Annotated in this window: 10 protein-coding genes; 7 read left to right on the top strand and 3 right to left on the bottom strand. The window is 42.6% G+C overall.

The features are described from left to right. The first annotated feature begins 125 nt into the window (after positions 1–125). From QZ918_RS25540 to QZ918_RS25510, 7 genes are all read left to right on the top strand, one after another. Positions 126–2,693 carry a CHAT domain-containing protein gene (locus QZ918_RS25540; RefSeq protein ID WP_293339933.1) on the top strand — a complete coding sequence of 856 codons (2,568 nt, stop codon included), beginning with the start codon at positions 126–128 and terminating at the stop codon, positions 2,691–2,693. Between the two features lie 163 nt (positions 2,694–2,856). Then, positions 2,857–3,198, top strand: coding sequence for a hypothetical protein (locus QZ918_RS25535; protein WP_293339930.1), 342 nt, complete (start codon positions 2,857–2,859; stop codon positions 3,196–3,198). After that, entirely contained in the window at positions 3,198–4,664 is a 1,467-nt protein-coding gene (locus QZ918_RS25530; protein WP_293339927.1) for a hypothetical protein, read from the top strand. The genes QZ918_RS25535 and QZ918_RS25530 overlap by 1 nt, the downstream gene beginning before the upstream one ends. Positions 4,665–4,896: 232 nt before the next feature. Beyond that, on the top strand, positions 4,897–5,907 hold the full coding sequence (gene trpS, locus QZ918_RS25525) for a tryptophan--tRNA ligase (RefSeq protein WP_293339924.1): 1,011 nt from the start codon (positions 4,897–4,899) through the stop codon (positions 5,905–5,907). Positions 5,908–6,034: 127 nt separating this feature from the next. Further along, complete coding sequence (locus QZ918_RS25520; RefSeq protein ID WP_293339921.1) at positions 6,035–6,925, top strand: methylenetetrahydrofolate reductase; 891 nt, start codon at positions 6,035–6,037, stop codon at positions 6,923–6,925. 643 nt (positions 6,926–7,568) lie between these two features. Next, positions 7,569–9,005, top strand: coding sequence for an esterase/lipase family protein (locus QZ918_RS25515; RefSeq protein WP_293339918.1), 1,437 nt, complete (start codon positions 7,569–7,571; stop codon positions 9,003–9,005). A 785-nt stretch (positions 9,006–9,790) separates the two neighbouring features. Next, positions 9,791–11,458 (top strand): mucoidy inhibitor MuiA family protein, encoded by a 1,668-nt coding sequence (locus QZ918_RS25510; protein WP_293339915.1) that lies wholly within the window; start codon positions 9,791–9,793, stop codon positions 11,456–11,458. A 280-nt stretch (positions 11,459–11,738) separates the two neighbouring features. Here the strand turns inward: QZ918_RS25510 and QZ918_RS25505 are convergent, their stop codons facing one another. The 3 genes from QZ918_RS25505 to QZ918_RS25495 all read right to left on the bottom strand — a co-directional run bounded on the left by QZ918_RS25505 (position 11,739) and on the right by QZ918_RS25495 (position 13,878). After that, the gene (locus QZ918_RS25505) at positions 11,739–12,719 is read right to left on the bottom strand and encodes an SGNH/GDSL hydrolase family protein (RefSeq protein WP_293339913.1); all 981 of its coding nucleotides are present in this window, start codon (positions 12,717–12,719) and stop codon (positions 11,739–11,741) included. A 4-nt stretch (positions 12,720–12,723) separates the two neighbouring features. Beyond that, complete coding sequence (locus tag QZ918_RS25500; RefSeq protein ID WP_293148157.1) at positions 12,724–13,215, bottom strand: YajQ family cyclic di-GMP-binding protein; 492 nt, start codon at positions 13,213–13,215, stop codon at positions 12,724–12,726. A gap of 246 nt (positions 13,216–13,461) precedes the next feature. Beyond that, on the bottom strand, positions 13,462–13,878 hold the full coding sequence (locus tag QZ918_RS25495; RefSeq protein ID WP_293339910.1) for an MAPEG family protein: 417 nt from the start codon (positions 13,876–13,878) through the stop codon (positions 13,462–13,464).

Genomic DNA, 13,878 nt, shown 5'->3' with positions numbered 1-13,878 from the left:
CTTTAATCGTTCACTGTTCATTTAAGGAGTGGATAGGTTTTCTTTTTCACCCTCATTCTCTCCCAGCGCGGTGGCTCTAGTTCTTCTTTTGCCACCGTTCTCATCTTTGGTTAGTCTAAACTACAGTGGTAGAGAAATCATCACCCGCCACTTACCGCAAATTCCTAATGGAAGTGTTGCAGGCAACAGCAGACAGCAAGGGCGATACTAATGTAATTTATGCCCTACTGCGGGATAATATCAACTTAGTTAATGATAATTTGGCTGTGGTGTTGCGAAATAGGGTGAGGGAAAGTTTGCCAAACTTAGATAGCCAAGACATCCGCATTTCTATAATAGAAGTTATTGGCAATTTTTGTAATGCAATCCGGGACTTTCATTTAGGTAGTAGGGCGAGTAATTTGGAAATAGCCATTACAGGTTATGAAGTTGCCCTTACTGTTTTTACCCGTCAAGAATATCCTAAAAATTGGGCAATAACTCAAAATAATTTGGCGATTGCTTACAACAACAGAATCAGAGGCGAAAGGGCGGATAATCTAGAAATAGCGATCGCCGCTTATGAGGCATCATTGTCCGTTTACACCCGCGAAACATATCCTGAAGATTGGGCAATAACTCAAAATAATTTGGGGACTGCCTACCACCAGAGAATCAGAGAGGAACAATCCCAGAATTTGGAACTGGCGATCGCCGCTTTTTGGGCATCATTGGAAATCCGCACTCGCGACGCATTTCCGATAGATTGGGCAATGACTAAAAATAATTTGGGGAATGCCTACCGCGACAGAATCAGAGGCGAAAAAGCTGATAATCTGGAACTGGCGATCTGCGCTTTTGAGAAAGCGTTGGAAGTTTATACCTGCGACGCATTTCCGATAGATTGGGCAAGGTGTCAAAATAATTTGGGGCTTGCCTACAGCAGCAGAATCAGAGGGGAAAAAGCTCAGAATCTGGAACTGGCGATCGCCGCTTTTGAGAAAGCGTTGGAAGTTTATACCTGCAACACATTTCCTCAAGCTTGGGCAATAACTCAAAATAATTTGGCGATTGCCTACAGCAACAGAATCAGAGGGGAAAAATCTCAGAATCTGGAACTGGCGATCGCTGCTTTTTTGACATCATTGTCCGTTCACACCCGCGAGGCATTTCCGATAGATAATGCTAAAAACTTATATAATCTCGGACTAACCTATCGCGATAATTCCCAACTCCCAGAAGCTTACAATACCTTTGCCACCGCAATTGAAACAGTCGAATCAATACGCAGTGAAATAATTATCGGTGGCGAAGCAGACAGACAGAGATTAGCTGAAGAATACAATAGAATTTATCACCTAATGGTAGAAGTTTGCTTGGCAATGGAAAACAACACCACCGCCCTAGAATACATCGAACGGAGCAAAACCAGAAACCTAGTAGAATTGTTTCACAAAGCCCGCAACCTCCCGAGAAATGTACAGCGAATTAATTTTGAAGAAATTCGCAGTCTGTTAGGTGAAGATGAGGCAATTTTGGAGTGGTATATTACCATTAACGGCTTTAAAGTTTTTATTATTACCCGCGACTCCACCCAACCCGATGTCTGGCAATCTTCCGATGCAGACTTGGAAGCATTAGGAGATTGTGCAAGCGAGTATATCGGTGACTACATCAATCAACCTGACAACTGGAAAAATCAGCTAGAAACCCGCCTGGAAATATTAGCTAAAATCTTGCACATTGATGAAATAATTTCTCGCCTCCCAGAAAACTGCCAGCGGTTGATATTAGTTCCGTTCCGATATTTGCACTTGTTACCACTTCACGCATTAACCAGTCGCAGACTAAGGCAAAATGCCACAGAAACTGGAAGTCTCCTCGAACTTTTCCCCGGTGGCGTGAGATACACTCCCAGTTGTCAGCTATTACAATTATCTCAGCGAGTAAATCCGACAGGTGAAGAGTCATCACCCACAAGATTGTTTGCCATTCAAAACCCCAATCAAAACCAGAAAGACAATTTACCCTTTGCTGATATCGAAGTTGAGGCAATTACTAAATCCTTTAATTATTCAGAAGTTTTGATTCGGGAAAAGGCAACTAAAGCAACATTGCAGCAACAAATTAAAGGTTTGCAAAATCCATACATCGCCCACTTTGCTTGTCATGGTCGTTTCAACTTTAAGAATCCTCGAAAATCAGCTTTAATCTTAGCTGGGGCGAAGAGTGCCACCGATAACGTTAACTCGGAGGACATCTCAGACTTGACGCTGGAAGAAATCTTTGATTTGCCGCTGAGTAAGTGCAGTTTAGTGACGCTTTCCGCCTGCGAAACTGGGTTAACGGATATTGGAGATACTACTGATGAGTATATCGGATTGCCTAGCGGTTTTTTATATGCCGGGGCGACGAATATAATTAGCACTTTGTGGGCTGTCAATGATGTATCTACCGCGATTTTGATGATTAAGTTTTACGAACTTTTTCGTGGGGAAAATCGCCCGCCTGTGGCGATCGCTTTGCGGGAGTCTCAGTTGTGGCTGCGGGATGCAACGGTGCAAGATTTGGTAGATTGGGTAGCAGGTTGTAAATTAATTTCAGATGACAGGAAAAATGAAATACAAAATTCTATTAGCTTTGCTAAAAACCCCGAAGATAAACGTTATCAATCTCCGCATTTCTGGGCGGCGTTTTGCGCGATAGGACAATAGATGTTTGTAGGGACACGGCAGTGCCGTGTCCCTACCATTTAACCATGCAACGTTGCGACCATTTAACAATTTCGTCATGTCACGATCGGGAAATGGTATTGTCGTGTCCTTTGTGAATATGCTAAAATGACAAAATCCTAAATTACCAAATATAAATTAAGCCATGACGCCCGAACAAATTATTAAGTCATTTCTAGTAGTCCTGAGAACCAAACCCAATTTATTTTCCGAATCAGCTACAAAAGCATTAAAAACCCTTGAACAAGATATTGTCGCTGCTGAAAATGAATCAAATCAAGCAATTTTAAATATCTTGAGCCGTTGGTGTAACAGGTATCCCGAAATTGGGGAAGCAGTGCAAGCCGGCACCAGAGGCAAAGCTACTCCTGAAGCCAGCCAATCGCAAGGAGATGAAAATATTTTAGAAAATCAGTTTCCCCGCGAATTTCCAAGGCTGGTAGAATCTTTAGAAAAACGGCTAAAATCTGAGAATCCTAAAAATTAATGACTGAAATTGAACAAATTTTAAATCCTAATGTCTATGTTTTTGCCTTTCACCTAATCGGCGAAGCTAGTGGCAGAGACAACCCTCTCTGGAATTGGGGCGATGATTTTTTAGAAATCTTTACCTCTAAAAAACTTAAGCCGAATCTCAATTTTTCTAAAGAAGAATCTACTTTTCGACTTGATTTATTGCCACAAATGCCACAAACTAGCTTGTCTTTTGATGCTGAAGTCAGCTACAATGAAACTAAATTCGATGTCAACGGGTTTGCTAAACCCATGAAAATAGGAGACAGCTATGCCCTATGGTTAAATGTCGGCTTTCCCGATAGCTTTGTAGGGAAAGTTTCACCACAATGTTTGAGTACATTTAACCCCAATAATTTATTAGGAATAGTTACCGGGAAAGAGTTTTTAGGTGAAACAATTCTAATTACTGCTAAATTACCACCGCAACATTACCGCTTACTGCTAACGCAACAACCACCACCAAGTCTCAAAACCCTCGAATCCTTAGCTGACAAATGCTGTAACGCTTTATTTCCCGAAACATATCGCCCTCCTTTTAATCGCGCGGGCGAGTTATTTGGCAGTCCGATTTTTGAGTACGGTTTAATCAAGCAAACTACTAATTATCGACATTTGCTTGTCTGGTTTCCCAATAGCGAAGCATCCGAAGATAAACTTAGTATTTACCAGCAAGAAATAATAGACTTGTTTTACTACCGCAATAAAATCATTAAAGCCTTTCACAACAGCAGGCAAATTCACCGCCTACTGTTTGATTTTTACAGACAAGTGGAGGATAATGTTAATTCGTTGCAGCAGCGAATAGATGAATTAGGTAGCGAGTTGACTACCGAAAATTTACAGGATTTTAAGGAGGAATTGAAAAGGCTACTAAAAACAGCACTGACTTACACTCAATGGCTGACAAAATTAGAAGATTATGGCAATACAATTGCGATAAATCTTAATAATTATGATGAGAAATTAGCTCAAATTTATGCTAAACTAGAAACCGATGAGGAAGAACTATCTATATTAAATCACTTCAGTAGAAAAACGGCTCCTTATGTACGATCGCAAATAGCAGGCGACTTAGGATATTTCCGCCACGGGACAAACTTAATCGACCAGGCGATCGCCTCAATACGCGGCATAGTAGAAATAGAACAAGCCAGATGCGATCGCACCAACCAACTCGCACTCCGCAAAAGCGAGGACAAAAAGAAATATCGGGACGATCGCCTAGAAAGCAGAGTACAGGCGATCGGCGTCGGTTTAGCAGCCGGAGGCATCGCAGCATCAAGCGGCACGAATACTGTATTCGATACAGTTCAAAAATATAAAATCCCAGTTTTAAAAGAATTTCATCCCTTCGCATTCTCATTTTTATTAAGTTGCGCGATCGCCCTTATTCTAGCCAGCATCACTTGGTGGCGAACTAAACCGAAAAACAATTGACATTTGACAGTTGACAGTTCATAATTTTGAAATATTGCACCGATATCAAAAACCTGTAGGGGCGGGTTCGCCAGGGAATTTAAAAATAGCAAATAACTTAAATAAACCCGCCCTCCCCTCCCCCACCAATAACCCCCACTTCCCCTATATTTTTATAAATTTCAACAAAAAGCATCTGAGATCCAAATAACGTGTCAATATAGAAAGGAGACTTCAATTCCCTTCTTTTCCCATGAGCAAACAGCGCGTACTTTCAGGAGTTCAGCCCACAGGCAACCTACACCTCGGCAATTATCTCGGTGCCATTCGCAACTGGGTAGAAGGTCAAAGCCAGTACGAAAACTACTTTTGCGTAGTCGATTTGCACGCCATCACCGCACCGCACAATCCCGCCACCCTAGCCTCAGACACCTACACCATCGCCGCCCTCTATTTAGCTTGTGGCATCGACTTAGAATGTTCTACCATTTTTGTACAATCCCACGTCTCGGCGCATACAGAACTAGCATGGCTACTCAACTGTATTACCCCGATTAACTGGCTCGAAGATATGATTCAGTTTAAAGAAAAGTCAGTTAAACAAGGCGAAAATGTCAACGCCGGTTTGCTAAATTATCCCGTGCTGATGGCAGCCGACATCTTGCTTTACGATGCCGACAAAGTGCCCGTAGGAGAAGACCAAAAACAGCATTTGGAACTCACTCGCGATTTGGTAAACAGATTAAACCACCAATTCGGCACGCCTGAAAAACCTGTTTTGAAACTGCCCGAACCGTTAATTCGGACTGACGGCGCGAGGGTAATGAGTTTGACAGACGGCACGCGCAAAATGTCAAAATCTGACCCTTCCGAACAAAGTAGAATTAATTTGTTGGATTCGCCAGATACAATTAGCAAAAAAATCAAGCGCTGCAAAACCGATGCCGTGCGGGGCTTAACTTTCGACGACCCCGATCGCCCTGAAGCGAGAAATTTGCTAACACTTTATCTCCTGCTTTCCGGTAAATCGAAGGAAGAAGTAGCAGCAGAATGTGAAAATATGGGTTGGGGAGATTTCAAACCATTGTTGACAGAGACGACAATTAATGCCCTCAAACCTATTCAGGATAAATACAAAGCAATAATGGACGAACCGGGATATTTAGAATCTGTACTCCGTCAAGGAAGAGAACAAGCAGAAACTATTGCCAACCAAACTTTGAATAAGGTTAAAACTGCTTTTGGTTATTCTCTACCTAATTAGTCATTAGTCATTAGTCATTAGTCATTAGTCAGCAGCAAAACAACTGTCACCTCTCAACTAAGAGGGCGGGCACGGGGGCACCGCCCCTACCAACTGTCAACTGTCAACTGTCAACTGTCAACTAACTATGAACCGTTTTCGTACAGCCTGCACCACCCCCGGAGAATTCATAATTACCGCCGAAGTTGCGCCGCCAAAAGGTGGCGACATGACTCATACGATCGCAATGGCTGAACTTCTCAAAAACAGAGTGCACGCAATTAACATCACAGACGGAAGCCGCGCAGTGCTGCGAATGTGTCCCCTAGCAGTTTCCGCAATTCTATTGCAGCGGGGAATTGAGCCGATTTGTCAAGTTGCTTGTCGCGATCGCAATCAAATAGGCCTGCAAGCCGATCTCATGGGAGCCCACGCCTTAGGCATCCATAATATCTTGGCACTGACCGGCGATCCAGTCAAAGCCGGCGACCATCCCAAAGCCAAAAGTGTATTCGACTTAGAATCAGTGCGGCTGCTGCAAGTCATTCAAAAAATGAACGGCGGCTTTGACTGGAATGACAAAGCTTTAACAGACGGAGTTACCGATTTATTTGTCGGTGCCGCTGTCGATCCGCAAAGTCCCAGTTGGTCGGGTTTACAAAGCCGATTTGAGAAAAAAGTCGAAGCAGGAGCCCAGTTTTTTCAGAGTCAATTAATTACCGATTTTGACGTTTTAGATAAGTTTATGCAGCAAATTGCGATCGGCTGCAACAAACCAATTTTAGCAGGAATCTTTTTGTTTAAATCAGCTAAAAATGCTGAATTTATCAAAAAATACGTACCCGGAGTTAACATACCGCAAGAGACGATCGACCGTTTGGCAAAATCTCCAGAACCTTTGCAGGAAGGCATAAGAATTGCAGCCGAACAAGTCAAACTAGCGCGGCAATTGTGTCAAGGAGTGCACATGATGGCCGTCAAACGAGAAGATTTGATTCCGCAAATATTGGATTTGGCGGGTATCGATCCGCTGAACTAACCTTGAGTTACTGCTAGCTGCAATCCACAGGACAATCGTGGTTCAAACTACAGGCAATCCAAGACTCAAATTATCTCAGATCCTGTACGATCGATTAACCCCACGACAAACCTTTCGTAGTCTAGACGAGTGGCACAAGCAATTTACGCAACAAAGGCGATCGCATTTCTCACCCTCAACTCACACAATCCCGTTGGCAGGACTCAAATTCGAGCAGTGACACGGATGCTGTCGCTCAAATGAGTGTCACTCGAAAATGCGACTGGGCGATCGCACCGCGCGATCGCTACAACAGTTGTAGATACTTGGAAAGAAAGGGATTGAGATATTCAGGCTTTGTTTGTTTGGTACATCAATCTAAAAAAAGCTTCTTTCGGAAAAAATCAAAATTGATTGAGAAAATATATTAAAAATAAGGGTGCATCTCAATGAATGAAAATATACTCGTAGGGGCGAAGCATTTCGGCAGTAAATCTCTGATAATCGCTCATAAATTATATGCCGAAATGCTTCGCCCTTGCCAAAATCAGATGCACCCCGGGCACTACCCTACAAGAATTACATGAATGATTTAGGATTGCTATAATTATGCACCTCCTAATATATAATCATCGGAATCACCTTCAAATTAAGGAATGAAGTTATGTCGCGCCCCATAGTTCTCATACACGGTTACTCAGCTAATTCAACGGCTTTTGGTGAGTGGGAAAAAATTCTTGAAACTCACTACAAAAACAGAGAGATTATAGTCATCCATACAGCTAGCTATAAATCTCTTACTAATGAGATAACCATCAAAGATATTGCCGAAGCATTTGACCGAGTGCTTCGATCCTATATTGAAGATGAAGAATTTGATGCCATTGTTCATTCAACTGGAATGCTGGTTATTCGCGCTTGGTTAACTACTTACGCCTATGCTGCTAATGTCAATCGTCGCAGTCGCCTCAAACACTTGATTGGATTAGCACCAGCAACTTTTGGCTCTCCTTTAGCCCATAAAGGAAGAAGTTGGTTGGGTTCCGTTATAACCGGAAAAAAAATACTTGGGCCTGATTTTCTCGAAGCTGGAAATCTGATTTTGGATAATCTTGAATTAGGTAGTCGTTTCACTTGGGATCTTGCTCATCTTGACTTAATTGGCTCTGCCAAAAAGAAACCACAAAATGAACCCTACTATGGCGAAGATAACAAGACGCCTTATGTGTTTATTTTCTGTGGAAATCAGGGATATGACGGATTGAGGGGATTAGCTAATACTGCTGGATCTGATGGTACTGTGAGATGGGCAGGTTGCGCTCTTAACAGCCGAAAATTAATTCTTGATTTGACGCAAGATCCATCTCAAAATGAAGACAAGCCTGTAGAAGAACGAGGCAAACCCGACGAACATCCAGAACACCAGATTGATATTCCACTGGTGCTAGTTGATGGTCACAATCACAATACAATTGTGCATAATCCTAGAAAAAATCCAGATTTTATTGAGTTGGTTCTAGAAGCTTTAGATGTTTCTGATAAAGACAGTTTTGGTAGCTGGACAGCTAAGGCTCAAGCTCATATGGAAAGCCTGCAAAGTCAAAAAGGAGATAAATGGGAAGAATGGCAACAGTTTATTATTCGTGTTGTAGATGAGCGTCTCGATCCAGTTACAGATTGGAATGTTCAGTTTTTGATGAAGGATAAAGAGGGCAAAGAATTTTGGTTAGACGATCAGTCATATTTAGATGTTCATACCTACGCTAAGGACAAAAGTTTGCGATGTTTTCATGTCAATTTAACTAAGCTGAAGCCGGAAAGCCTTTCTGAATTATCTATGAAGTTGATTGTTTCATCTGGAACTAGCCTTGTGGCGTATTACGGTTGTGGAAGTGGAAAAATTACAGTAGAGGGCGAGCCACAACAGTCAGATGGAAGATGGGATGCAGAATTGAACTTAGATCATCTTCTAAATGCAAAAGTTAAATTTTTCTGTCCTTTTACAACTACTCTTATTGAGATTCGTCTGAATCGCGAACCAATGCCAATAAACAGAGCGAAAGAAAATTCTATTTTAACTTTTGCAGAGAAGCCAAAGTAAGGTTTGTAGAGCAAGAAAGCGAGGCTGTCCCGTTACTCTGGTTCTTACCGCAAATATAACGGGACTGCTATTGGTATAATAGACCTTTTGCAAAAGTCCTTCGATCGGGTTCGTAGTGAGGACTTTAGTCCTTGACAAAAGAAGGACTAAAGTCCTCACTACGAACCTTTTTTACTATGGTAATCGATAGGTATTTTTGCAAGAGGTATAATTCAGAAAACTTTAAGCAGCATTTTTTATAGCTTTTGTAAAAATTATATTTGGAATCTGTCCAAATGGCAACAGTATTATTAAATGAAAAATTCGTACTCCGGACGATATTGCATCGGCTCGGAAAAGGTTTTGTCAACTCCGTAGTTGCAGAATTGAGTTGAGTAGAAACCAAAGAAGTAGAATAAAAGATGATGGCGTTGGGTGAAACTATTGAGCAATCGCTTTCCTTATTTACAGAGGAACAAAAGGCCGACGATCGCTTAGCCCACGATCTTCGGGACTCATGAATAAAATTAGCGAATTTGGATGAGGTAACAGTTGATAATAAGTAGGTAAACAGGCAGGAAAATTTATCGTGGAAACAAGGCAGATGGCCGAAGGGAGAACGGAAAAGGGTTTTAGTTAAGTTTACTTTTCGTTACATATTTCTATTTATTGGGGCGTTTCTACTGATGAGGGAATTGCTAGCAGCGAATTGCTGCCTGAGTTAGACTTATCTTTATGGAAGCGCTACATTTTGTTGGCGCCGCCATTGGAACCATTAAAAGAGTTTCGTAAAGGCATTAGTAGCAATGACTGATTCAAATTTGCTCGATCGCGATAATGTCAAAATAGTAGAATCGCAAATTTCAGAAGTTACTGTGTACACCGATCGCGCTTTGATAACCCGCCGCGGTACAGTAGCCTTGACGGGAAACGAGCGCGAATTGACTGTAGCCTCTCTCCCCACAACCCTCGAAACCGAGTCAGTCAGGGCTACCGGTGCGGGTACAGTCGCCGTGCGATTGCTGGGAGTGCACACCGAAACCGTGTTTCACAGCGAACCTACGGGCGATCGCATCGCCGAATTAACCGCGCAAATCCAAGAGTTAGAAACCCAAAAACGCGCCATAAAAGACCAAATCGCCTCCCGAAAAATTCAACTCAACTTTGTGGAAAATTTGAGCGAAAAAAGCGTTGGTTCCTTTGCTAGCAGCATTTCCAAGCAGCAGATCGGTTTGAACGAAGCCGGCGAATTGCTCAATTTTTTAGGCAGTAATTATAAAAAGTACATAAGTGCGATCGCCCAACACGAAAGACAGCAGCGAGACTTAGACAAGCAAATAGAAGCTTTGCGCCAGCAGTTGCGCCAAGTACAAACTCCCTATTCCCAGCAAAGTTTTAACATCATTGTGGCGATCGAACCCAGTGGCAGCGGCAACTTTGAACTCGAAGTTTCCTATGTAGTAACGCGTGCAAATTGGACTCCCCTTTACGACTTGCGAGTCAATACAACTAACAACCAAATCAATCTCAATTACCTAGCCGAAGTCAACCAAAACACAGGCGAAGATTGGACGGGAGTAGCGCTGACTTTATCCACAGCTAAACCCGGAATGGGAACTTTGCCACCAAAACTTCAACCCTGGTTTATCGACGTTGTTCGCCCAAAATCTGCTGCAACCGCAGAATTTATGAAAGCACGACGCGCACAGACTCAGGAGCCAGAAGTGGGAACAGATTATTGTATAGAATTAGAGATGGAAAACGAGTCACAACTTGCAATCATGCCTATGCGCAGTGCTGCTGCTACACCCGAACCCATAGCAGCTCAAACGGCGACAGCAAGAGTATCTAAAGAAGGTAGCACCGTCTCATTTCAAGTCGGAGGAAATACCAATATTCCCAGCGACGGCACGCCACACAAAGTCACTATTTTCAGCGACAATTATCCCTCTAAACCTGAATACATCGCCATTCCGCATTTAGTCAGTTTCGCTTATTTGCAAGCAATTGTCACCAATCCGACGACAGGTGCAACTCTACTTCCCGGTAAAGCCAATATCTTTCGTGACAATACTTTCGTCGGGAATGTGCAGTTAGAAAATGTTTCCCCTGGTGAAGAATTTAAGCTTAATTTAGGAATTGATGAAGGCTTAAAAATAGAGCGGGAATTAGTAGAAAGACAAGTCGATAAAAAACTGATCGGCAATCAGAGGCGCACGACTTACGCCTATCGGTTAATTTTGACAAACTTGCAGCAAGTGCCTGCTAAGTTGACACTAAAAGAGCAGCTTCCAGTCAGTCGAAAGGAGCAAATAAAAGTGCGGTTGACTCAGACTAATCCGAAAATAATAGCAGGTGAAATGGGACTGCTGGAATGGATAATTTCTCTGCCACCGCAAGCCAAGCAAGAGTTATATTACCAGTTTGTGGTTGAACATTCTCCTGAGTTAACAGTTATCGGTTTAGATATTTAATTAGGATTTACGCTATAGCAATTCTCGGATCATTTTCATGATTCTTGTAGGAGTTCTTTAAAAGCCTGGTTGCCCGATAGATAGGGTGCATTCGGATTTTCAAGAGGGCGAAGCATGACCGCATATAAGTTATTAGTTATAATTTTATATTAACTGCGGTCATGCTTCGCCCCTACGGATATATTTGCCTTGCGCCAGATGTACCCATAGTAGATAGGGGGGTAGGCACGGGGGCACTACCCCTACAAATCTTCATGAATCATTTAGGATTGCTTTAGCACTATTTTTCAGGATTGGTATTGGTTAACGAGCAAGCAGCTAATTTTTTCTCGCTACACAACTGCTGAAACAATAAATCTGCGATTGATTCGTAGGCTGGGGCTGTGGGGTGTACGCCATCTCGAAAATAACTTTCTACCGTGGTTTTCGGCAATTTTGACCAGGCTGCGTGAGTGTCGATGATTGGAATTTTCAAAGCTTTTAGCCGATCGACAAACTGGGATTTAAACCTCGGCTGATTCGGTACCGGCAGTAAATCGGAGCGATCGCAAGTATACAATACAAACAACGGAATATTCGACTCTCGCACCAAAGCCACTATTTGCTCAAATCGCTGCATATTTTCCCTAAACCGTTGCGCTTCCGGCACCGGCACACCCGCCACAGGGGAATTCGGCACAAAAACACTGGAAAGTCGGGGCATAACGTATCTGTCAAACACTTCTTGCATTGCCAATAACGGTTGGCGATTCGGCATCAGGGGGTTATTTTTGACCCCCGCCCTGGTACTTGAAGGTTGTAGCAAATCGTGAGTACCAATTTGCAAAATCACAGCATCGCTTTCAAAAGTGCCAAACTTGCGAATATATCCCAATTGATTGCCAATTCCCCAAGATCCCGCAGAAGCATTGAGCACTTCAACTCGTTTTTTTATGCCCAACAAACGCGCTGCCAACAATTCTGTAATAGTTTCTGCCTGATCCGTGGTATTATTGCCATTGAGAACCGAGTCTCCTGTCATCAAAATTCTGATAGTACCTTCAGGCTTGGCTGAATCAATTTGTTCAGACCGTTGAGAAAATTGATTGTACTGAAGTCTATTGCCAAAACGATATACAAGTTGATTTGGTGCAAATATATACCCAACCTCAGCATCAGCTTGCAGCAAAGCAGGATTTCCGAATCCCAGCAAGCGCAACGCAAGTTCTATCGCACTCAAAAATGCGATCGCACAACTGGGAATCCAATATCTAGCTTTCACAAATCTACCTGTAATTGGTAAACTGCAAAGCCACGGGATAATCTTCTTGCTTCAAGCGCTGAATTACCAACTGCAAATCATCTTTATCTTTTGCCGAAACCCGCACTGCATCGCCTTGAATCGAACCTTGAATCTTTTTGAACTCATCGCGGATTAATTTAGTAATCTGTTTGGCGATTTCCTGAGTGAGTCCTTTTTTAAGTTTAATTTCTTGACGGACGCGACTGCCGCTCGCAGCTTCAATTTTGCCGTAATCAAAAATTTTCAGAGATAAATTCCGCTTGGCGGCTTTTGTTTGCAAAACGGTGTGAATTGCATCGAGAGTAAATTCGCTGTCCGTATTGACAGTAATTGATTCTTCGCCCAATTCCACGGTGGTTTTGGTATCTTTCAAGTCGTAGCGGCTTTGAATTTCCCGCACTGTTTGGTCAACAGCGTTAACTAATTCTTGTCGATCGAACTCGCTGACAACATCAAATGAATAATTAGCAGCCATAAAATTAGTAATTGGTAAATTGGTAATTGGTAATATCATGTCCGTCAATTACCATTATAATAAAGGTTCGTAGTGAGGACTTTAGTCCTTTTTCAATGCGGACTAAAGTCCTCACTACGAACCAATTTTATTCCGATAATTCGAGCGGACATCATATAATTGGAGATTGAGAATCTTTGTTATTAGTCATTAATTAAAGGTTGTTTAACTAATGACTAATGACTAATGACTAATGACTAATAAGAATTAGCCATTAACAGCCATCAAACTGAAATAGAATAAAGAGACTGTGCAAGAAGAACTAATTGCAAACATGAGCGATCGCCCCAGAGGCACATTCAGAATATAGAAAACCGAAAAAAACAACCGGGCTACAGGAAAAGCGATCGCCGCCCAACCTGCCGCCTCCGAATCAACCCCCGTCACAAAAGCCATCAAAGCCGCCGCTGAAAACAGCATAAACGTCTCAAAGGAATTCTGGTGAGCCCAAGTTGCCCGCTGAGCATAAGCAGGCAACCTATCAAACATAGCGCGAGGGGCTGCTTGGTCGTAACCTAGCTGCAAGCGGGCGAGGGCAACCACCAAAAACGGTGCATAAACCAGCGCAGCAGCCGCCGCAATAGAATCAAGCAGAATAACCGACACAGGCAATCCCAACAGCAT

The organism is Microcoleus sp. CAWBG58, from assembly GCF_020883045.1.
Taxonomy (GTDB): Bacteria; Cyanobacteriota; Cyanobacteriia; order Cyanobacteriales; family Microcoleaceae; genus Microcoleus.
This window is presented reverse-complemented; position numbering and strand designations above follow the sequence as displayed.